Consider the following 21349-nt stretch of genomic DNA (forward strand, 5'->3'; position numbering starts at 1 on the left):
GTAGCCTGATGCCCATGGACTTCCACTGGTTTCTTCCCACCAACGGCGACAGCCGCGACATCGTCGGTGGCGGCCACGGTGTGCCGGTCGGTGCGGCCGGCGGTGTGCGGCCGCTGACCATCGGATACCTCGGTCAGATCGCCCGCAGCGCCGAGCAGCTCGGCTTCGTCGGCGCGCTCACGCCGACCGGCGCCTGGTGTGAAGACGCGTGGCTGACCACCGCCATGCTGACCGAGGTGACCGAGCGGCTGAAGTTCCTCGTCGCGTTCCGCCCGGGGCTGATCTCGCCGACCCTGGCGGCGCAGATGTCGTCGACGTTCCAGCGGCTGTCCGGCGGCCGGCTGCTGCTCAACGTGGTGACCGGCGGCGAGTCGCACGAGCAGCGCCAGTTCGGCGACTTCCTGGACAAGGAGTCGCGCTATGCCCGGACCGGCGAGTTCCTGAGCATCATCAACCGGCTGCTCCGGGGTGAGACGGTCACCCATGAGGGCGAACACCTGCACGTGGAGAACGCCGCTCTGTCCCGGGTGCCCGAGCTGAAGCCGGCCATCTACTTCGGCGGCTCGTCCAAGGCCGCCGGACCGGTCGCCGCCGAGCACGCGGACGTCTACCTCACTTGGGGTGAGCCGCCGGCCCAGGTCGCCGAGAAACTGGCCTGGATCCGGACGCTCAAGCCGGACATGCGGTTCGGTATCCGGTTGCACGTGATCACCCGGGACACCGCGGAGCAGGCCTGGGCGGAGGCGGCCCGGCTGCTGCAGAACGTGTCGGAATCGGACATCGCCAAGGTTCAGGCCGGGCTCAAGAACAGCGAGTCCGAGGGCCAGAAGCGGATGCTGGACCTGCACGGCGGCAACCGCGACGGCCTGGTCGTCTCGCCGAACCTGTGGGCCGGCGTCGGCCTGGTCCGCGGCGGCGCCGGCACCGCGCTGGTCGGCAGCCACACCGAGGTCGCCGACCGGCTCGAGGAGTACGCCGCTCTCGGCATCGACGAGTTCATCCTCTCCGGGTACCCGCACCTGGAGGAGGCGTACTGGTTCGGCGAGGGAGTGCTGCCCGAGCTGCGCCGCCGTGGGCTGTGGCGTCACCCGGCCGGCGAGCGTGGCACCGCCCCGGCCGCCATCCCCTTCGCGGGCGTCCCGTTGGAGACTTCGCGGCCGTCTTGACGTACCCAAGAAGGAAGCGCAAGCAGCGACGGCCCGGACCAGAAGGTCCGGGCCGTCGCTCTTGAGAATGTCAGCTGTCGGCGGGCGTGGTGAGCTTGCTGCGGTTCACCGAGTCCCAGTCGGTGCGCTCGCGGGAGCCACCCGCATCGACCGGCGGCGTCTTGGCCTGCGGCTTGCCCGGCCACCAGAATCGGTCACCGGTCAGGGTCGCCAGAGCGGGGACCAGGACGGTACGCACGAGCAGGGTGTCGAGCAGCACCCCGATGCCGACGATGATGCCGATCTGGGTGAGCGTGACGACCGGCAGTACGCCGAGGACCGCGAAGACCGCCGCGAGCAGGATGCCCGCGCTCGTGATCACGGCGCCGGTGACGGCGAGTGCGTGCACCATGCCGTCCCGGGTGCCGCGCGCCGGCGTCTCCTCCTTGGCCCGGGTGACCAGGAAGATGTTGTAGTCGACGCCGAGTGCCACCAGGAACAGGAACGCGAACAGTGGCACCGAGTTGTCCAGCGCGGGGTAGTCGAACACGTGCCGGAACAGCCACGAGCCGGCGCCGAGCGAGGCCATGAAGCTGAGGACCACGGTCAGCATCAGCAGCACCGGAGCGACAAGGGCCCGCAGCAGCAGGACCAGCACCAGGAAGACCACACCGAGGATGACCGGAACGATCATCTTGAGGTCGTGGCGGGCGGCGTCGCGGGTGTCGAGGGCGGTCGCGACGGTTCCGCCGACCAGGGCTTCGCCGTTGAGGTTGTCGCGCATCGCGCGGATCGTGTCGAACGCCTCGGCGGTGTCCGGCGCGGCCTGCATGACGGCGCTGATGCTGGCCAGGTCGGTGTTCTGCTCGGCGATCCGGACCTGGACCACGCCGGGCGTGTCTTCCAGGATCTTGACGACCTGGTCGGCCTTGGCCGGTTCGGTGAGCACGGTGGCCGGTCCGGCGGCGCCGGCCGGGAAGTACTTGCTGAGCGTCTCCAGGCCGGCGACCGACTCGGCCTCGACGCGGAACTGCTCGGTCTGCGACAGGCCGACCTTGGTACCCAGCGCGCCGAGCGACAGGATGCCCAGCACGACCACGGCGAACGCGGTCACGGCGACCGGGCGGCGGACGACCGTGCGGCCGACCTTGCCCCAGAACCCGCGCTCGCTCTCCGCGCCGTCCTGGCCCACCTTCGGGATGAACGGCCAGAACAGCTTGCGGCCGCAGATGACCAGCGCGGCCGGGAGCACGACCAGCGCGAACAGCGAGGCGATCGCCACGCCGACGGCAGCGGTCACGCCGAGTGCGGCGTTGCTCTTCAGGCTGGCCAGCAGCAGGGTGAGCAGTGCCAGGACGACGGTGCCGGAGCTCGCCAGGATCGCCGGGCCGGCGCCGCGCAGCGCCTTGCGCATGGCTTCGAAGCGGTCCTCGTGCTTGTGCAGCTCCTCGCGGTACCGGGAGATCAGCAGCAGCGCGTAGTTGGTGCCGGCGCCGAAGACCAGGACCGTGACGATGCCCGTCGTGGAGCCGTTGATGGCCAGGTCGGTGTGCTGCGAGAAGATCGCGATGGCCTTCGCCGCGAGCTGGTCGGCGAGACCGACCACGAACAGCGGGACGATCCAGAGAATCGGGCTGCGGTACGTGATGAGCAGCAGCACGGTCACCACGATGACGGTGACGAGCAGCAGCCGGGTGTTGGCCCCGCTGAAGCTGTCGGAGAGGTCGGCGCTGAATCCGGCGCCGCCGGTGACCTGCGCGGTCACGCCGGCAGGTAGATCGGTCTTCAGCTGGTCGCGCAGTTCCTGGACCTTGGTGATCGTCTCGTCCGCGTTGCCGGTGGCGGCCAGCGGGACCGTGATGATCGCGGCCTTGCGGTCCTCGGACAGAATCGGCTCGCCCAGCTTCGTGACGCCGGCCAGGTCGGCGTCGGTGAGAGCCTCGCCACCCTTCGCGATCACGATCAGGGCCGGGTTGGTCCGTCCGGACGGCAGCTCTTTCTGCAGCTGGGCCACCTTGGTCGACTCAGCCGAGGACGGCAGCGACGCGGTGGGGTCGTTGTCCGTGGTCGTCGACCCGGCGAAGGCCAGAATGGCCCCGCCGATGACGAGGGCCAGCAACAGTGTTGCCCATGCCCTTCTCATGAAACCTCCAAGACTGAGAATCTTTACAATCGAGATTGTTCACGAGTGGGGCCGGATCTGCAACACTTACCCCCGTGGAGGGAACTGAGACCGCCGAACGCCAGCGGTTACGCAGGGCGCTTGTCGACCTGCTGAACACGTACAGCAGCGAGGCGCAACACATCGGGCACGCATTCGCCAACCGCAACCATCTGCACGCTACCGACATGCACGCGCTGCTGGCCGTGATGCACGCCGAACGTCACGGCTCGCCGCTGACCCCGGGAAAGCTGGGGGAGGCGATAGGTCTCTCCTCGGGCGCGACCACTGCTCTGATCGACCGGTTGGAGAAGGGCGGCCACCTGCGCCGCTCCCGGGAGAGCACCGACCGCCGGGTGGTGCATCTGCGGTACGGCGACGCCGGCATGCACCTGGCGATGTCGTTCTTCGCGCCGCTGCGCCCGCACACCGACGCGGTGATGGAGGACTTCACCGTCGACGAACTTCTCGCCATCGAGAAGTTCCTGCGGGGGATGACCGGCGCGCTGGTGGAGTACCGCGACGAATTACGAGGGCGTTAGCTGGACAGGGCCGCATAGCGGCCGCCCTTGTCGAGCAACGACTCGTGGGTTCCCGACTCCAGGATCCGGCCGTGGTCTATCACCGCGATCTGGTCCGCGTTGCGCACCGTGGACAGGCGGTGCGCGATGGTCACCGTGGTGCGGCCGGCCGACAGCTCGTCGAAAGCGCGCTGTACGGCCCGCTCGGTGTCGTTGTCCAGAGCGCTCGTGGCCTCGTCCAGCACCAGGATCCGGGGATCGCGTAACAGGGTTCGGGCAATGGCGATCCGCTGTTTCTCACCACCGGAGAAACGGTGTCCCCGGGAGCCGACCATCGTGTCGTAACCGTCCGGCAGGCCCGCGATCAGATCGTGAATCTGCGCGGCACGGGCCGCCGCGACGATCTGCTCGTCGGTGGCGTCCGGTTTGGCGTACCGCAGGTTCTCCCGGATCGTCGTGTGCAGCAGATAGGTCTCCTGGCTGACGACGCCGACGATTTCCGCGAGCTGGGTGAGCGACAGGTCCTTGATGTCGACACCGTCGATGGTCACCCGGCCCGATGTCGCGTCGTGCAGACGGGCGATCAGCGAGGCGATCGTGCTCTTTCCCGACCCTGTCTCGCCGACGAGCGCCAATGACGAACCGGCCGGGACGTCCAGGCTCACTCCTGCCAATGCGGCGGTCTCGCTGTCTCCGTACACGAATGTCACGTCCTCGAAGCGCAAGTGGCCTCGCGGGTGATCGAGTCGCACGGGCGTCGCCGGTTCCTGAACCTCGACCGGCAGGTCGAGATATTCGAAGATGCGCTGGAAAAGCGCGAGCGACGCGGTCAGGGTGACGCCGACGTCGAGCAGGCTCATCAGCGGGCGGAACAGTCCGGCCTGCAAGCCGGTGAAGGCGACCAGGGTTCCGATGCTCATGGTGCTGAACGGCAGCCCGGCCGCCAGGTAAATGGTCGCCGGAATGGCTGCGAAGATGATGTTCATGGTGGCCATCCGCCAGCGTCCGGCCAGCTCGGAGCGGAGCTCCAGGTCGATGAGCCGGTGCGACGAATCGGTGAAACGCTCGATCTGCGCGTCGCCGGCGCCCATCGTCTTGCTCAGCTGAATGCCGCTGATCGAGAGGCCTTCGTCGATGATGACGTTGAGTTCCGCCAATTCGCGCTGGCGCTGGGCGGTGATGGCCTGCCGCATCCGCGCGACGCGCCTGGTCCAGTAGATGGCCGGCGGCAACGCCACCAGCGAGACCAGGGTCAGCTGCCAGGAAAGGGCGGCCATCGCGACGAGCGTGGCGATGACGGTGGTGAAATTCGAGGCGACCGAACTGGCGGTCGAGGTGACCACCTGCTGCATGCCGCCGATGTCGTTGGTGATGCGTGATTGCACTTCGCCGGTGCGGGTGCGGGTGAAGAAACCGACCGACTGGCGTTGCAGATGAGCGAAGACGTCGGTGCGCAGCCGGTGCATGACCCGCTGGCCGACTCGGGTGGAAATCCACGTCTGAATCACGCCGAGCGCGGAGGTGGCAGCGGCGACCGCGACCATTCCGGCGACCAGCCAGATCAGGAGCGTGAGATTACTGTCCGGCAGCGCGACGTCGATGACCTCACGCAGCAGGAATGGTGACACCATCGCGAGAATCGACGAGACCACGATGACGCCGACAACGACGGACAGATGCCGCCGGTGCCCGATGAACAGTGCGCCGATCCGGCGCAGGGAGACCGCGCGTGCTTGCGCCTTCTCCGCGGGGGTCACGGTCCGTGCCGAGCCCCGGCCTGGGCGTTCCGCCAAATTACGACCTTCTCTCATGCGACGTTTTACTGAGGTTACCTCAACATGAGGGTACAACCGCAACCGCTGCTACCTTGTTCCCGTGGATCGTGAGCCTCATGCGGCTGAGGAAGAAAGCCTGCTCGAAGCGTTCTGGGCGGTTGCCCGGCGGCTGCGGCACCGCACCCGGGTCGCGCTGGAACCGTGGAACGTCACACCGTCGCAGTCCCGCGCAATCGGCGTGCTGTCCCGGCACGGTGAGATGCGGCTCAGTGCGCTCGCCGAGCATCTGCGGATCGCGCCGCGCTCGGCCACCGAGGTCGTCGACGATCTGCAGCAGCAGGGTCTCGCGTTACGCAGCCCCGATCCGGCGGACCGGCGGGCCACGCTGGTGGCGCTGAGCGAGCAGGGTGTGGCCACGGCATCGGCGATCCATGCGGCTCGGACGGCCGAGGGGGAGCGGTTGTTCGCCGTGCTGGAGCCGGCCGACCGCGCTGAGCTGACGCGGTTGCTCCGGGTTCTGCGGGACTAGCTTTTCCGGAGACGCGAAGAGACCGCGAGGCGGGGGCCTCGCGGTCTCTTTTCCGGGGGGTGTCAGGAAAGTTTGGGTTTGGCGAGCCTCGCCACGATCGCGAATATGCCGGAGGCGCAGAGCAGCGTCATGTAGAGCCCGTCCGGCACCGTCACCAGACCCATCAGGTCGAACGCCCCGACGCCCAGCAACGCGGTGAAGAACCAGACGAACGAAACCCTCATCGCGTACGCGAAAGCGTCCCTGTTCTGGCTCTTCGGGGTTGCCGGACGCACCCGCAGCGACTCGGCGAACTCGTCGGCCGCCTGCGCCAGGGTCGGCGCGTCGACGACGGCACGCATCAGGTTCTCGAACCGGGACAGTGCCGCCTGCGCGCCGGCGTGCCGTGGGTCAAGGGTCAGCGCGCGGCCCAACTCCTCACGGGCGGTCAGTGGACGGCCCGCCGCGAACAGCGCGTGGGCGTAGGTGACGCGCAGGTCGGCGTCGTACCCGGCCAGCTCGACCGCGACCTGGAGGTTCGCGATCGCATCACCGATCCGGCCGTCGGCCAGCTGCGCCTCGCCGAGACGGTTGTGCAGGCGCGGGTTGCCCGGGTCCTGGCGGCAGGCCGAGGCGGCCGTCTCGATCGCCTCGGTGTGGTCGCCGGCCGCGGAGCAGGAACGGCTGATCCAGAACAGCGACTCGGGACCGTCCGGGTCCTGCTGCCATGCCGCCCACGCGGCGCGCATCGCGCCCTGCGGGTCACCGAGTTCGAGGCGGGCCTGTGCCATCCGGTGCCAGGCGCCGACGTGCTCCGGCTCCCGCCCGACGTGGGGTGCGAGCAGGTCCACGACGTCACCGGCCCGGCCACGGGCCAGGAGGGTGTCGGCCTGGTCCAGGATCGGGTGGCCGGCGGGCGGGGCGAGAAGAGGCTGCTGCGTCACGCCGGTTAGATCGGGCCCACCGGCGGCAACTTGCGAAGATGCCGGGTTGCGCGCCGGTAGCTGTTTTCCCTACCCGATTCCGTTTACCTCGTGCACCGTCGCAGTCTTCGGATAAGCGCCGGACGGTGCGGCGACCTCGAAGAGGTCGATCAGCAGGAACAGCGGATAGTCCGGGGACTGCGCGAGGCTGCGGACCACCTCGCCCGCGCAGCTGATGACAGTTCCGGACGGTCCCCACTCGGCCGTCCAGGTGTGCGGCGCGGCAGCGGAGAACGGCAGAGTCACCTCCGCCATGTCCGTTGTCAGACGGTCGTCGTGATGCGCCTTGATGCCGGTACGCGCCACCGTCGTCTCGGGGCCGATCGCGGCCGCGTCGATCTCGAACACACAGATCTCGCCGGAGTCACGCGGCGAAAGGTGTTCGGTGCCGACGAGCCAGACGGCCAGCATGCAGTTCTCGTCCACGCTGGCACTGACCGTCACGTCGACCCGGCCGGACGACGGCGCCCAGAACAACTCCGTCGCCACCGGATTGCGGATTTCCAGACCGTCCGGCCGGTGCCGATGGGTGCCCGCGTGATTGCCGGTCTGGATGTTGGACACCCGCAGCGGAGCGTCCTCCGGCCGCCAATCCAGCTGGTCAGCATCGATGCGCAGGCGCAGCCCGCCGGCACCGAAGTCGTACCGGGCCCGGGACCGCTCCGGAGTCGTCCAGTGCGGCAGATAGTGGTCGACCCAGAGGCCGGCGTTCAGCGCCGGCCCACGGAAGTCGTCCCTCACTGCTGGAAGCGCTCGAAGTGGACGACCTCGTCGAGCGGGCGGCGCTTCGGCTCGGCCCAGCGGCCCTTCGCCGGGTAACCGAGCGGGATCAGTGCCATCGTGAGCGCGTCCTCGGGAAGGCCGAGCAATTCACGGACGTCGGCCTCGTGACCGATGTGCAGGGTGGTCAGAGTCGCGCCGAGACCGTACGCGCGGGCCGCCAGGATCAGGTGCTGAATGGCACCGTAGATCGACGAGCCGAGACGCGGATTCTGCGACTTCGCGGCACCCAGCATCACCGGGAAAATCCAGACCGGAGCCTCTTCGAGGTGGTTCGCCAAATGGTCGGCGGCGAGGAAGCTGGCCTTGCTCATCGGGCCGTCCGACGCGTTCAGGATCTGCTCGCGGCGCGACCCGTAATGGCGCTCCCAGCCCTCGCGGTACCAGTCGGCGATCTGCCGCTTCGTGTCCGCGTCGCGGACCACGATCCACGTCCAGAACTGCCCGTTGCCGGCCGAAGGGCCGCGGATCGCCGCGTCGAGAATCGCGCGGATCACATCGTCGGCGATCGGCTCGGTGGAGAGGTAACGGCGGGCCGGCGTGGAGTGCAGGGCCTCCAGCAGTGACAGTTCTTCGGGCTTCGTCATGTCTCGAAGCCTACGATCTCGTGTTGCGGACCACGCGGTAGGCCGCGATCCCGGTGAGCCAGCCCAGCCCGGCCGCGAAGAACGGCGGCCAGAAGAACGTGCCGAACACGTAGAACACCACCATCGCCAACGGAATCCACGCGAGCCGCACCGGCCACCACGGCAACCACGGAATGAGCAGAAACAGCACCGCGGCGGTTGCGGCGGGTATGCCGTGCTTGACGCATTCGTGCACCAGAATCACGGCCAGGAAGAGCCCGAGCACTGCCCACCCGACCCGTGGCGCCTCCACCCTTCCGACGGTACCGACGTGCGCCGACCCCGCAGGTCACGTGGGCGTTTCGCCCGCGTATCGACCACTCGGACGGTACCGCAGTGGACGGTCCTCGTACTCCTCCAGCGCATGCGCGAGCCACCCCGCCGTCCGCGCCACCGCGAAGATCGCCTCGCCGGCGTCCGCCGGCATCCCGCAACTCAAGCTGAGTGCCGCGAGCGCAAGGTCGATGTTGGGTTCAACCCCCGATCGGGTACGCACAATCGACGCCAGTCGTTCCGCGGACTCCAGCACCGGACCGTCGAGCAGCTTGAACAGTGCGATAGCCCGCGGATCGCCACCGGGGTAGAGGTGGTGTCCGAACCCAGGAATCGTGCCGCTGCTCCCCGCCGTGCGCAGGCGATCGGAGACCGCGGCGAGCGGGTCCTCTCCGGACTTGGCCAACAGTGAGTAGGCAAGCGCGCTGGCCGCACCGTGCAACGGCCCGTCGAGCGCGGCGAGGCCGGCGCTGACCACGGCGTAGGGGTGCGCCCGGGTGGACGCCGCGACCCGTGCTGCCAGGGTGGACGCGGCGATGTCATGGTCGGCGAGCAGGATCAGTGCCGCGTTCAGCGCCCGTAGTGAGGCGTCGGTGGGTGGTTCCGCGGTGAGCCGAGACCAGAGGGACTCGGCAAGCGACACCGGCGTGACAGGCAGCGTGGTCCGCGGCGGCTGCGCGTCCGTGGTTCGCGCCGATCGTGCATTTGTGGTGCGTGCCGGGCGTGGGTTCTTCGTCCGCGTCGACCGGGCGTTGGTGGTTCGGGTGGGCAGGGCGTGCACCATCGTGGACAGCAGCTGCCGGCCGGTTGCGACGACCGCGGCCGGGCTGGTGTCGAACCGCATCGGATCGGCGGCGGCCACCGCGGCGACGGTGACCCGCAACCGGTCGGTGAGCCGCGCGGTGTCCGGCAACGGCTCGGTGACCTGCTCGGCCAGGCCGATGAGGTCCCGGTTGATCGGGAACGCGGTGCCGTCGAGCTCGTTGGTCCAGAGCAGCGACGCGACAGCCTCGAACTCCTCGGTGACGGCCAGAACGACAGCGTCTCGCCCCCGATAATAGAGATCGCCATCCTTGATCAAGGTAATGCCGGTCTGGATGGTCGGTGTCGTGGTGCGCCGCCTGCCGGCCTCGAACGCGTCGACGTCCGCCTTGGCGAACAGACTGTTCTTGCCGTCCGCGTTACGCAGACTGCGGAGCAACCCACGACTGACGTACGCATAAATGGTGGCCGGCTTGACACCGAGCCGCTCAGCGACCTGTTCGGTGGTGAGCAGTGGGCGGGACATGTTCATGGACGCAGGTTCTCTCGTCTCGTGGTGCCGCTGCCAGCCAAATCATCTGCCTGTGGATAGCCCATCCACAGGCTTGTGCGGATCCTCTCATGTTGACTGGATCAACATTGACATCAAGTCGTGTTGATTTCAGATTGATGTCATGTTGACTGTCAATCCAGGGCTTGCCGGTGTCGTTGCGTTCGACACTGAAATCGCTGAACCGGACCGTGATGGCGGCTCGCTGCGGTATCGCGGCGTCGACATCCAGTCGCTCGCCGGTCATGTCTCCTACGGCGACGTGTGGGGGCTGCTCGTTGACGGCGACGTCGAGCGCGGACTGCCGTCCGCCGAACCGTTGCCGATCCCGGTGCACACCGGCGACCTGCGTGTCGACGTGCAGGCTGCCGTCTCGATGCTGGCGCCGTACTGGCGTAACGGTCAGCTGATCGACATCACGGACGTGCAGGCGCGGGACGACTTGGCGCGTACGTCGGCAGCCGTTCTGTCGTACGTATCGCAAGCCGCGCGCGGCGGTGACCGTCCCGCGGTGCCGCAGCACGTCGTCGACGCGGGGCGCACCGCGACCGAACAGTTCTTGATCCGCTGGCAGGGCGACCCCGATCCGCGGCACGTCACCGCGATCGACCGGTACTGGATCTGTGCGGCCGAGCATGGAATGAACGCGTCCACGTTCACCGCTCGGGTCGTCGCCAGCACCGGCGCCGACGCCCCGGCCTGCCTGTCCGCCGCGGTCGCCGCACTCTCCGGCCCGCTGCACGGCGGCGCGCCGTCCCGCGCCCTCGGCATGATCGAGGCGGTCGAGAACGGAATCGACGCGCGCAAGTACGTGAAGCAGGTGCTCGACAGCGGGCAGCGCCTGATGGGATTCGGTCACGCGATCTACCGGGCCGAGGACCCACGCGCCCGGATCCTGCGTGATGCGGCCCGCGAGCTGAGCGCACCCCGGTACGAGGTAGCCCGCGAACTGGAACTCGCCGCCCTGGCCGAGCTGCGCGAACGCAAACCGGACCGGGTGCTGGAGACGAACGTCGAGTTCTGGGCCGCCGTCGTGCTCGACTTCGCGGGTGTGCCCGCCGAGATGTTCACCGCTATGTTCGCCTGCGCACGAACGGCCGGCTGGAGCGCCCACATCCTGGAGCAGAAGTCCCTCGCCAAAATCATCCGCCCGTCAGCGGACTACGTCGGCCCGGGGAAGCGCGAAGCCTCCACGGTCCAAGGGTGGCCCGAGGCCCTGCACCGCAACACAAACCGGACCCCGGCACGGTAATTCGTTCCCCCGGTGCGCCGGCTGACCCGAGGTGCTGCACCGCAGCGCAAACGCCAGCCCCGGTGACCAGCGTTCTCGGGCCGGCCTGGAAGCAGTACCGGTGAGGAGCGTGGCGAGGCGGCCAACGTCGTGAGTTTGTGGCTGCCATGGTGGCCGAACCTCACAAGATCTGTGGGAGGGCCTCGCCTTGCGTGATGCGTTCGCCGTCTCGCTTCCTCGACCTTGTGAGTTTCGGGCTGCTCGGCCGGCTGAAGCTCACAAGATCGCCACTCGGCTGCTCGGCTCGGCTCGGCTCGGCTCGGCTCGGGCTCGGGCTCGGCCGGGCTCGGCTCGGCTCGGCTCGGCTCGCAGATCTTGTGAGGTTGTTGCTGGTGGGGCGGTGCAACGTCACAAGGTCGCTGAGCTGCCGAAAGGCATCGTGTGGGGTGCGCACCTCTTCTGTGATCTTGAGAGGGCTCCGCGGTTGGCCACCGATAACGGTTGTGCGACATTTTGTCCGACATCGGCGTTTTGTGCCGCATCTTCAGTGGAGGCGGTTCGGTTATCGGGTGAAAGAAGCTGAATAGTCGCTCCGAGCGAGCGACCACGCGGAAGGCACTCGATGGCCGGCAAACCGCGGGTACCTCACGACCCGCAATCGACAATGGACGACGCTACCCGGCAGATTTCCTACGGAGATCTCGCCCTCGAAGCACAGCGGCAGGAGACACCGGCGGTGCCCGCTGAGCCGGACGTGCTGCCGGCGCACGCCGGGCAGACCCGCGGCGGGGCGGGGCATGCCGGGCCGTCACGCACTGGACAAGAGCCGCTTGACGCCACGCTGGTGATGCCCCGCCGGGAGCGGCCCGCCTGGCGCGCCACCGAGCCCGGTGAGACAGCGCGGCTCGCCAAAAGCACCAAAAACACCAGGAGCAACAAGAGCGGAAACGCCAGGAGCAACGAGAGCCTGAAGAAGACGCTCAGCATGGTGGCCGCTGCCACCAGTCTCGTTGCTGTCGTTTCGCTCGCCTGGACAGTGCTGGGATCGGAGCCCGGTGATCCCACGTTTGCCGGCGCCGTTCCGCCTATGCCCGCCGCCGTGACCAGCGCCGATGCGGGCGGCGTCGCGCCCCTGACCGAGCTTCCGGGCGACCCGATCGTGACTTCGCAGACCGATGGCGTCACGCCTACCGCAAGCCGGACGACTGGCGCGCCCCGCCAACGGGCGAGTGCCCAGGCCAGCGTGGACCCGGACCCGGTCAAGACTCGAGCCCGCGCGACGGTGAAGGTCACCACCGAGGCGCCGGAGACGACGACGAAGACGAAGACCACAACGAAGAAGAAGTCGGCGGCAGCCGCTGAGGAAGCCTCGGTCAGCATCGGCAGCCCGCAGAACGGCGAGTCCGTCGAGGAGAGCGTCACGGTCAGCGGCGAGGCCGATATTCCTGCCGGCAAGCAGGTCGTGCTCCGGATGCGGGCGACCGAGGGCGAGGACTACCGGACGGTGGGCACCTGCCAGGGCACCCGGAGCTTCGTCTGCGACCCGGTTTATCTGGACGCCGACGAGGAGTCTTATCAACTGGCGGTGATCGTCGCCGACGGTCTGGCCAGCGACGAGGTCACGGTTCACCGCGAAACCAGCTGAGCGCGGCGGCCAGGAGGGCGAGCCGTAGCTCAGCTACGTCATCGGACCCTCATAAGGCGCCTGGACGACGGCTGCGGGGCACGAGCCGTAGCTCAGACGTGTCATCGCAGCCCTATGACGTGTCTGAGCTACGGCTCGGCTCGACCGGATCCAAGATCTCCGGCGGGAGGCGGGAGGCGGGAGGCGGGAGGCGGGAGGCGGAAGGCGGAAGGAGTGCTGCGGGCGCCGGCTTGATCATGGAGAGATGTGGGCGCGAGCAGAGAAATGACGACAACCGGCCCGGGCGACACCCCCTCGATCCCGCCCGGGCCGAAAACCGCACTGCCAGCCGAGACCACGTCCCCACCCGAACGCCGCGCGCCTCAAGCTGAGGCCGCGCCACAAGCTGAGACCGTGACGCAAACTGCGACCGCGCCACCGCCCGGGAACCCGCGCCGTCACGCCAAGGAATCGCGCCCTCAGACCGACACCCGGGCCAGCACCGGCCGTACCAGCCTCGCGAACTCCTCGGCCCGCTCGATCTGCGGCATGTGCCCCGTACCGCCAAACAAATGCGACTGCGCGTGCGGGAACGCCACCCTGGCCGCCGCCAGATGCGCGCTCGGCAGGATCACATCGCGGTCGCCCCACACGAGCATTGTCGGCTTGGTGTGCCCGGACACTCGCTGCAGCAGCGCCGACCGCCACGGCGCCGCGATACCCCGGAACCCGCCCAGCTCCTTGGCGATCTCCAGGTAGACCGCGGCGAAATCCGGCTGCCGCGCGATCCTGATCGCCATCTCGACCCGCTCCGGCGTGACCAGCGCGCGATCGGCGAAGATCTGCCGCTCCATCCGGGGTGCCGTGCGCGCGTCCACCCGGGCCAGCAAGCGCCGGCCCAGCCCCGGAACGGCGAGCAGCCGCAGCGCGATCGTCACTTCCTTGCCGAATCCGGCACTGTTCACCAGCGTCAGCGTCGACACCCGATCAGGCTGCGAAGCCAGCATCGTCATCGAAACGGCGCCACCCAGCGAGTTGCCCATCAGGTGCACCGCGTTTAGGCCGAGCTCGGACAGAGCCGCCCACACCCCGTCGGCGAGGCCGTCGAGCGTGGTCGGGGCGGGCAGCCGCTGGGAAAGCCCGAATCCCGGCATGTCCAGGCTGATAACCCGGTATTCGTCGTCGAGCAACGAATGCTGCAACGACCAGTCCTCGAGGCTGCGCCCGATCCCGTGCAAAAGGACAACCGCGGGAGCCGAAACAGAACCGCTCTCGTGAACGCGAATGCGAATGCGCGTACCGCGTACCTCAATGAATTTCATCGGGTGACCGCCGGGGAGCGTGACGCTGACGCGGTGGTGAGCGCGCGCACGATCCGTGCGTGACCGACAGGAAAAAGCCTGGCCAGGATGTCCGGCGCCTTGGCGCTGGACGAGATCAGCAGTCGCGCCTGTCGCTTCGCGACGGCGCGCAGAATCAAGGCCGCGGCCTTGTCGGCGGGATAGCTCAGCAGCGCGGCGAAGAGCTTGCGATTGGGCTCGATCTCGCTCTCCGGTACGGAAATACCGACCAGCGCGCTCTCCGCGATCCGGGTACGAATACCGCCGGGATGAACCGTGGTGACACCGATCCCGTTCTCGGCGAGTTCCGCCCGCAACGCCTCGCTGAGACCGCGCAGTGCGAACTTGCTGGCGCTGTAGGCGGACTGGCCGGGCGGCGCGATCAGCCCGAACAGGCTTGACACATTGACCAGATGCGATCCGGACGACAATGCCGGCAACAGGGCGTGCGTGAGCAGCATCGGGGCGCGAAAATTCACGTTCATCACGGTTTCGAACTGCTCGACGGAGACCTGGTCGAAGCGGCCGCCCAGCGCGATGCCGGCGTTGTTGATCAGCAGGCCGATCGCGGGGTGCTCGGCGAGGATCCGGGCGCCGAGGCCTTCCACAGCGGACCGATCGGCGAGGTCGGCGATCACGGTCGTCACGGTGATGCCGGGATGGGAACCGCGGATCCGGTCGGCGACCGGCTTGAGCCGCGCCTCGTCGATGTCGACCAGGACGAGGTCGCTGCCGCGCTCGGCGAGTCCGTACGCGAGATGTTCGCCGATGCCGCTTGCCGCGCCGGTGAGCACCGCGGTCTGTCCGGCGAACCGATAGGGACTGCTCATGAGGCCACCTTCGAGGTCGTCAAAGCGGGAGTGAAGGTCATGTCGCGGGTGACGTCCGCGCGCGGGGTGCTGAACAGGTCACGCAGGTAGTTCTGCCGGACGACCCACGGATCCTTGTCGCCCTGGCGGGGGAACGTGTCGAGGGCGCGCTGGACATATCCGGACGAGAGGTCGATCAGCGGGCGCCCGGTGCGGGCCGGAGCGGTGGGGGTGGCGGTCGCGTACCCGTGCCGGGCCATGTGGTCGAGCAGCTTCAGCACGTACCGATGGGACAGGTCGGCCCGCAGCGTCCAGGACGCGTTGGTGTAGCCGATGCAGTAGGCGAGGTTGGGCACGCCACTGAGCATCAGACCTCGGTAGGCCGAGCGCTGTCCGATATCGATCGGGTCCCCGTCGACCGTGAGGGTGATGCCGCCGACCGGGAGCAGCTTCAGCCCGGTCGCCGAGACCACCACGTCGGCCTCGAGGATCTCGCCGGATTTCAGCCGGATGCCCTCCGGCACGAATGTGTCGATGTGGTCGGTCACCACCGACGCCCGGCCCTCGGCGATGACGGTGAACAGGTCGCCCGACGGGATCACGCAGAGCCGTTGATCCCACGGTTCGTAGCGGGGTTTGAAGTGCTCGTCGACGTACTCCGGGCTCTTCAGGTATCGCACGGCCATGCCGCGCAGCGCGCGCCGGACCAGCTTTGGCCGGCGCCGCGCCAGCTGGTAGAACGTCTGGGTCAGCGCGATGTTCTTGGCGCGGGCGACGCGGTTCGCCGCCGTCGGCGGCAGGAATCGGCGGGCCAGGTCGGCGATCACGTCACGGTTCGGCAGTGCGGTGACGTACGTGGGGGAGCGCTGCAGCATCGTGACATGCGACGCGTCGGCGGCCATCGCGGGGACGAGGGTGACCGCGGTGGCGCCGCTGCCGATGACGACGACGCGTCTGCCGGTGTAGTCGAGGGTTTCCGGCCAGAACTGCGGGTGGACGAGCGTGCCGGTGAAGTCAGAAATTCCGGGAAAATCCGGCTGGTGGCCCTCGGTGTAGCTGTAGTAGCCGGCGCAGCCATAAAGGAAATCGCAGGTCAAGACGGTGCCGTCGGCGGTGCGCACGGTCCACCGGGAGTCTGACGAAGACCAGTCGGCACGCATCACCCGCTGCCCAAACCGGATATTTCCCGTTATGCCAGCTTCCTCCGCCGTCTCTTCGATATACCGGCGGATCTTGTCGCCGGACGCCAGCGACTCCGGCTCACGCCACGGCCGGAACGGATAGCTCAGCGTGTACATGTCCGAATCAGATCGCACCCCGGGATAGCGGAAAAGATCCCACGTGCCGCCGATCGCGTCGCGCGCCTCCAGGATCGCGAAGGTGTCGCCGGGTCGCTGCTTGCGTAGCCGCCAGGCCGCCCCGATGCCGGACATGCCGGCGCCGACGATCAGGACGTCGAAGTGCTCGGTCATGCGGTCCTCCCGAACCAGGGCGGTGTGCCGGTGCCGGAGATCCGTACCCCGCCCCAGGGGTCGGGTTCGCTCAGCTTGACCGGGGTCTCGATGTCGGCGTCGTCACGGGTGATGACGATGGCGGCCTTGCGCAGCCCACCGCCGACGCGTTCGCGCAGCGTGTCGTCCGGTCCGGTGCGGCCGGCCCAGCGGAACCGGCCCTCGACCGGCTCGAAGTGGGCCGACATCCGGACCTCGACAGCGATCGGGCCGTCGTCCAGCCGCAGCGTGGCCGGGCCCCGGTATTCCTCTTCGTCGGTGCTCATTCACCCTCCGCTTTTTTAAGATCAAACGCGGCCAGCCCGCCCGGGATGTCCGCGGCGCGTTGCATGCCGGAGATGCCGCTCCAGAGGAACGTCGTCAGGTAGTCGCAGAGTGCGTCGCGGCTGATCGGCTGCTGCTGGCGGAGCCACCAGTCACCGACCGACTGGACGTAACCGACCACTCCGTACGCCCACGGCAGGGCGGCGCCGGAGTCGAGTCCTCGGGCCCGCAGCCGGTCGCCGAAGATCCGGGCGAGGCCGCTGGCCACGGTGTCCATCACGTCGGCGACCACGTCGCGGTGCCGGGCGATGTCGGGCTGATGCACGACGAACCGGTACAGGTTCAGGTCGGCCTCGATCTGTGCCAGGTAGACGTCGATGACCGCGGCCACGACGGCCCGTTCCTCCCGGACGCCGGCCACGGCCGGGACCATCGCCTCCAGGATGATCTGGCCGGCCGACTGCCCGACCGCGAGCCAGAGCTCGGACTTGTCGGCGAAGTACCGGTAGAGGACCGGCTTGCTCACGCCGGCGTGCGCGGCGATCGCCTCCATGCCGATGTCCGGGCCGTGCAGGCGGATCGCCTCGATGGCCGCGGCAGTCAACTCCGCACGTCGTTGCTCGCGGTGGTTGTCCCAGCGGCCTTTACGGCCGTCATTTTTGCCGGGATTGACGGGAGGAGTGACCGGGCTCATAGTACAAGAAGTAACTGTTACCGCCGGTAACGTCAAGGCCGTCCGACGGAAGGCAAGAAAATGACGACCGATCGCGACCGCACCGCCACTCGGCTTCTCCGCTCGTCCGCCGAGCATTCGTACGATCCGGAGATCGAGATTGACTGGGAGGCGCCGTTCGTCGAGGGCAAGTACTTCGTGCCGCCGCACCGGTCCAGCCTGTACGGCACCGCCCTCTGGGATCGGCTCACCGAACAGCAGCGCATCGAGCTCACCAAGCACGAGGTGGCGAGCATCGCCGGCCTCGGCGTCTGGTTCGAGACGATCCTGATGCAGCTGCTCATCCGGGACTACTTCAAGCAGGACCCGACCGCACCCCACGCGCAGTACGCGCTCACCGAGGTCGGCGACGAGTGCCGCCACTCGGTGATGTTCGGCCGGATGATCGGCCGCCTCGGCGCCCCGGTCTACCAGCCGGACGGCGTCAACCAGTGGCTCGGCCGCTGGATCGCGCACACCGGCACCGGTCCGCGGATGTTCGCCGCCATCCTGATCGCCGAGGAGATCCTGGACACCCTGCAGCGGGAGGCGATGGCCGACGAGACCGTGCAGCCCCTGGTCCGGATGGTGTCGCGGATCCACGTCGTCGAGGAGGCCCGGCACGTCCGGTTCGCCCGCGAGGAACTGGCCCGGCAGATCAAGCTGGCCGGCAAGGGGCGGCTCGCCTTCGACAAGCTGGTGATCGCCCGGGCCGCCTATCTGACCGGCACCCGGCTGATCGACCCTCGGGTCTACAAGTCCGTCGGCATCTCGCCCGAGGAGGGGATGCGGGCGGCCCGGGCCAACCCGTACTTCCGGGAGACCATGCGGTGGGCCGGCGAGCGCGTTGTCGCGTACCTCAGTGATCTTGATCTGATCGGTGGTCCGGGCCTGGCGCTGTGGCGCAAGTCGGGGTTGATCTCCCGCTGAAAGCGGGATCGCGCCATCTCCCATCGAAGGGCTAGGGTATGGCGCATGGGAATCGCGGATCAGGCGGTGGTGCGTTCCGGCCGGCGGCTCGACACGAGCCGATGGTGGGAGATCGCCTATCACGCGCCGACCGCGCTGTTCTGGATCGTGCTGACCGGTCTCTACGCGGTGGTCCCGGCGATCGTGGCCGGCGTGCTGTTCCTGGGCGTGGCGGCGGTCTGTTTCGTGGTCGTGGCGGCCGCCGAGGACTACCCCCGCCGGCAGCGCGGCCTCGCCGTCGCCTGCGGGATCCTGCTGGCCGCCTCCCTGGCGATCGGCCTCGCGCTGTGATCGAAGTCGCCCGGGTGCGAGACGGTTTCGGGTCGGTTGCGGGTGGACGGACGCCGACCGGCTGATCAAGACGTCGGCCTGGCGGACCCGAACCGGACGCTCGGCCGGTGGGCGGCCACTTCTTCCCATGCGAGATTGTCGCGACGGTTTCGCAGGGAGCACGCGGGGAGAAGGTTCGATGGACGAGGCTCTGGTCGCCTACAACGCCGGCCGGGTGGACGGGGCCGCGGGTTACCGGGACCCGCAGATCGCCGAGGACCCCGAGCTGGGCGCCGATTACCGGGTCGGGCTGCTCGACGGCCGGATCGCGGCGTTCCACCTGATCGCCGAGATCCGCAAGGTCTTGGGCGTCGAGGGCTCGATGTACGAGGGCCCCGACGAACCCTGAACCGGACACATGATCAAATCCTCACAACGGCGATCACCTGCGAAGTGACCCGCCGTTATCATCACGGAAACATGAGATGGCCGGTCCCGAAATCAGGTCTTAGGACTCTTGCGGCGGGGTGGTTCACGACCTGGTCGTGAGCGCCCGCCGACGGCGGCACAGGATGGGGACCGGATGACAGAGGGCGCACTGGCCGGTTTCACCGTGGCGGTGACCGCGGAAAGACGCCGGAGCGAGATGGCGGCGTTGCTGGAGCGGCGAGGCGCCCGCGTGATCACGGCTCCCGCGATCACCATCATCCCGCTGGTCGACGACGACGCTCTGAAAGCGGCGACCCTGGCCTGCATCGGTTTGGAACCGCACCTGGTCGTGGCGACCACCGGATTCGGGTTCCGCGGCTGGCTGGAAGCGGCCGAGGGCTGGGACCTGGCCGACGCGCTGCGTGTCTCGCTGGGTAACGCGAAAATCATCGCCCGGGGACCGAAACCGTGCGGCGCGATCCGCGCGGCCGGGCTCACCGAGGACTGGGCGGCCAAGACCGAGGCGTCCGAAGAGGTCCTCGAACGGCTGCTCGCCGACGGCGTCTCCGGCAAGCGGATCGTGGTGCAGGAGCACGGTGAGCCACAGACCGAGTTCGTGAACGCGCTGCGCCTCGCCGGCGCGGCCGTCGTCGAGGTGCCGGTCTACCGCTGGGCGATGCCGCCCGACATCGCGCCGGTGCGGCGGCTCGCCGACCAGGTCGCGGCCGGGCTGATCGACGCGGTCACGTTCACCAGCGCGCCCGCGGTCAAGGCGTTCATGCAGGTCGCCGAGGACTCCGGCGCCGACGTGACCGCCGCCTTCCAGTGCTCCACGCTCGCCGCGTGCGTCGGACCGGTGACGGCGGCGCCGCTGGTCGAGCGCGGCATCCCGGTGGTCACCCCGGAGCGGTACCGGCTGGGCGCGCTGATCAAGACGGTCACCGACGAGCTGCCCCGGCGGGCGGTACGGTTGCGCGTGGCGGGTTCCACCCTGGAGGTACGCGGACACGCCGTCCTCATCGACGAGGCGTTCCACGCGCTCGCGCCGGCCGCGATGGCGATCCTCGCGTCGCTGGCCCGCCGCCCGGGCGTGGTGGTGTCGAAGGAGCAGCTCGCCGAAGCGCTGCCCCGGGGCAACGACGGGCACGCCGTGGACGTGGCAGTGGCCCGTCTCCGGGCGGCGCTCGGGTCCGGAAAACACATCGAGACGGTCATCAAACGCGGCTACCGGCTGCGGGTCGACGAAGCCGCGTAACACCCAGCACCACCCCGCGTGCCTGATGCCTTGCCGGGCCGCTCCACCGCGCCCTTAACCGAGCACGAGGAGATCCCGTGACCACTCTCATCGCTGTCGCGCACGGCACCCGCTCGCCCGCGGGCCGCCGGCAGATCCAGGAACTGGCCTCCGCGGTCGCCCACCGCCGGCCCGGCCTCGACGTCCGGCTCTGCTACGTCGACGTGCAGGAACCCAAGGTCGCCGACGTCGTCCCGGCCGTGGACGACGCGGTCGTCGTGCCGCTGCTGCTGGCCTGCGGTTACCACGTCCGGGTCGACATCGCCGAGGCGGTCACCGAGAAGCAATTCCCGGTGGCCGCGCCGCTCGGACCGGATCCGATGCTGCTGGACAGCATGATCCGCAACCTCCCGGACGCCGACGCCGTGGTGCTCGCCGCGGCCGGCTCCTCGGACCCGCTGTGGCGCGCCGACGTCGAGGGTGTCGCGGCCCAGCTACCCGGCAGCGCCCGGATCGGCTACACCTCCGGCGCGGGACCGCAGGTCAAGGACGTCGTCGCCGGGCTGCGGGCCGACGGCGCCCAGCGGATCGCGATCGCCGCCTACCTGCTGGCCGAGGGTGTTTTCTACCGTTCATTGCACAGCGCGGGCGCCGATGCGGTGACGCCGCCGCTCTGTCACGACCCGGCGATCGCCGACCTCGTATTGCGGCGCTTCGATGCCGCGCGCCTCACATCGGCCGGTCGGGCGTTGTAGGGATTTCCTGACAACAGCGTCACGGTTATGCGTCTGCCGGGTTAACGGGCCGCCGAGAGGCTTCCTCTTGTGACGGCGACCCAGACGCATAACCCGTTCTCCTCCTTCAGGGAATGC

At 68.7% G+C, this 21349-nt stretch carries 22 protein-coding genes; 10 read left to right on the forward strand and 12 right to left on the reverse strand.

From position 1 onward, the window contains the following. Positions 1–8 precede the first annotated feature (8 nt). Positions 9–1166 (forward strand): LLM class flavin-dependent oxidoreductase, encoded by a 1158-nt coding sequence (locus B0I29_RS36230; protein WP_111653659.1) that lies wholly within the window; start codon positions 9–11, stop codon positions 1164–1166. Between the two features lie 70 nt (positions 1167–1236). Here the strand turns inward: B0I29_RS36230 and B0I29_RS36235 are convergent, their stop codons facing one another. Further along, positions 1237–3288, reverse strand: coding sequence for an MMPL family transporter (locus tag B0I29_RS36235; RefSeq protein WP_111653660.1), 2052 nt, complete (start codon positions 3286–3288; stop codon positions 1237–1239). Between the two features lie 74 nt (positions 3289–3362). Between B0I29_RS36235 and B0I29_RS36240 the strand changes: the two genes are divergently transcribed. Next, on the forward strand, positions 3363–3848 hold the full coding sequence (locus B0I29_RS36240) for a MarR family winged helix-turn-helix transcriptional regulator (protein WP_111653661.1): 486 nt from the start codon (positions 3363–3365) through the stop codon (positions 3846–3848). Here the strand turns inward: B0I29_RS36240 and B0I29_RS36245 are convergent. After that, entirely contained in the window at positions 3845–5584 is a 1740-nt protein-coding gene (locus tag B0I29_RS36245; RefSeq protein ID WP_220091525.1) for an ABC transporter ATP-binding protein, read from the reverse strand. The two genes, B0I29_RS36240 and B0I29_RS36245, sit on opposite strands and share 4 nt — an antisense overlap. 118 nt (positions 5585–5702) lie before the next feature. Between B0I29_RS36245 and B0I29_RS36250 the strand changes: the two genes are divergently transcribed. Beyond that, positions 5703–6131 carry a MarR family winged helix-turn-helix transcriptional regulator gene (locus tag B0I29_RS36250; protein ID WP_111653663.1) on the forward strand — a complete coding sequence of 143 codons (429 nt, stop codon included), beginning with the start codon at positions 5703–5705 and terminating at the stop codon, positions 6129–6131. A 62-nt stretch (positions 6132–6193) separates the two neighbouring features. Here B0I29_RS36250 and B0I29_RS36255 read toward each other — a convergent pair whose 3' ends face one another. The 5 genes from B0I29_RS36255 to B0I29_RS36275 form a co-directional block, all read right to left on the reverse strand. After that, positions 6194–7054, reverse strand: a complete 861-nt coding sequence (locus tag B0I29_RS36255; protein ID WP_111653664.1) for a tetratricopeptide repeat protein — start codon at positions 7052–7054, stop codon at positions 6194–6196. Positions 7055–7123: 69 nt separating this feature from the next. Continuing rightward, complete coding sequence (locus B0I29_RS36260) at positions 7124–7834, reverse strand: glycoside hydrolase family 16 protein (protein WP_111653665.1); 711 nt, start codon at positions 7832–7834, stop codon at positions 7124–7126. Next, positions 7831–8460 carry a nitroreductase family protein gene (locus B0I29_RS36265; protein ID WP_111653666.1) on the reverse strand — a complete coding sequence of 210 codons (630 nt, stop codon included), beginning with the start codon at positions 8458–8460 and terminating at the stop codon, positions 7831–7833. Before B0I29_RS36265 ends, B0I29_RS36260 begins: the two co-directional genes overlap by 4 nt. A 10-nt stretch (positions 8461–8470) precedes the next feature. Then, entirely contained in the window at positions 8471–8752 is a 282-nt protein-coding gene (locus B0I29_RS36270) for a hypothetical protein (protein WP_146617008.1), read from the reverse strand. Between the two features lie 36 nt (positions 8753–8788). Further along, entirely contained in the window at positions 8789–10066 is a 1278-nt protein-coding gene (locus B0I29_RS36275; protein WP_245973037.1) for a citrate synthase, read from the reverse strand. 142 nt (positions 10067–10208) lie between these two features. On the opposite strand from B0I29_RS36275, the gene B0I29_RS36280 reads away from it, so the two are divergent. Continuing rightward, on the forward strand, positions 10209–11336 hold the full coding sequence (locus B0I29_RS36280) for a citrate synthase 2 (RefSeq protein ID WP_111653669.1): 1128 nt from the start codon (positions 10209–10211) through the stop codon (positions 11334–11336). 643 nt (positions 11337–11979) lie between these two features. Beyond that, a complete protein-coding gene (locus B0I29_RS36290) occupies positions 11980–12960 on the forward strand; it encodes a hypothetical protein (RefSeq protein ID WP_111653671.1) in 981 nt (326 codons plus the stop codon). A gap of 458 nt (positions 12961–13418) precedes the next feature. Here the strand turns inward: B0I29_RS36290 and B0I29_RS36295 are convergent, their stop codons facing one another. The 5 genes from B0I29_RS36295 to B0I29_RS36315 are packed head-to-tail and all read right to left on the reverse strand — an operon-like array spanning position 13419 to position 17557. After that, positions 13419–14261, reverse strand: a complete 843-nt coding sequence (locus B0I29_RS36295; RefSeq protein WP_111653672.1) for an alpha/beta fold hydrolase — start codon at positions 14259–14261, stop codon at positions 13419–13421. After that, the gene (locus B0I29_RS36300; protein ID WP_111653673.1) at positions 14258–15109 is read right to left on the reverse strand and encodes an SDR family NAD(P)-dependent oxidoreductase; all 852 of its coding nucleotides are present in this window, start codon (positions 15107–15109) and stop codon (positions 14258–14260) included. Before B0I29_RS36300 ends, B0I29_RS36295 begins: the two co-directional genes overlap by 4 nt. Continuing rightward, a complete protein-coding gene (locus B0I29_RS36305; RefSeq protein WP_111653674.1) occupies positions 15106–16560 on the reverse strand; it encodes a flavin-containing monooxygenase in 1455 nt (484 codons plus the stop codon). The genes B0I29_RS36300 and B0I29_RS36305 overlap by 4 nt, the downstream gene beginning before the upstream one ends. Beyond that, entirely contained in the window at positions 16557–16865 is a 309-nt protein-coding gene (locus B0I29_RS36310; RefSeq protein ID WP_111653675.1) for a DUF4873 domain-containing protein, read from the reverse strand. The genes B0I29_RS36305 and B0I29_RS36310 overlap by 4 nt, the downstream gene beginning before the upstream one ends. Beyond that, positions 16862–17557 carry a TetR/AcrR family transcriptional regulator gene (locus tag B0I29_RS36315; RefSeq protein ID WP_111653676.1) on the reverse strand — a complete coding sequence of 232 codons (696 nt, stop codon included), beginning with the start codon at positions 17555–17557 and terminating at the stop codon, positions 16862–16864. Before B0I29_RS36315 ends, B0I29_RS36310 begins: the two co-directional genes overlap by 4 nt. A 60-nt stretch (positions 17558–17617) precedes the next feature. On the opposite strand from B0I29_RS36315, the gene B0I29_RS36320 reads away from it, so the two are divergent. The 5 genes from B0I29_RS36320 (at position 17618) to B0I29_RS36340 (ending at position 21232) form a co-directional block, all read left to right on the forward strand. Beyond that, complete coding sequence (locus B0I29_RS36320) at positions 17618–18505, forward strand: AurF N-oxygenase family protein (RefSeq protein ID WP_111653677.1); 888 nt, start codon at positions 17618–17620, stop codon at positions 18503–18505. A 45-nt stretch (positions 18506–18550) separates the two neighbouring features. Beyond that, on the forward strand, positions 18551–18835 hold the full coding sequence (locus tag B0I29_RS36325; protein WP_111653678.1) for a hypothetical protein: 285 nt from the start codon (positions 18551–18553) through the stop codon (positions 18833–18835). 178 nt (positions 18836–19013) lie between these two features. Then, on the forward strand, positions 19014–19223 hold the full coding sequence (locus B0I29_RS36330; protein ID WP_111653679.1) for a hypothetical protein: 210 nt from the start codon (positions 19014–19016) through the stop codon (positions 19221–19223). 174 nt (positions 19224–19397) lie between these two features. Continuing rightward, positions 19398–20498, forward strand: a complete 1101-nt coding sequence (locus tag B0I29_RS36335; RefSeq protein WP_111653680.1) for a uroporphyrinogen-III synthase — start codon at positions 19398–19400, stop codon at positions 20496–20498. 77 nt (positions 20499–20575) lie between these two features. After that, entirely contained in the window at positions 20576–21232 is a 657-nt protein-coding gene (locus B0I29_RS36340) for a sirohydrochlorin chelatase (protein ID WP_111653681.1), read from the forward strand. Positions 21233–21349 lie beyond the last annotated feature (117 nt).

It is taken from the genome of Actinoplanes lutulentus, from assembly GCF_003259845.1.
Taxonomy (GTDB): Bacteria; Actinomycetota; Actinomycetes; order Mycobacteriales; family Micromonosporaceae; genus Actinoplanes; species Actinoplanes lutulentus.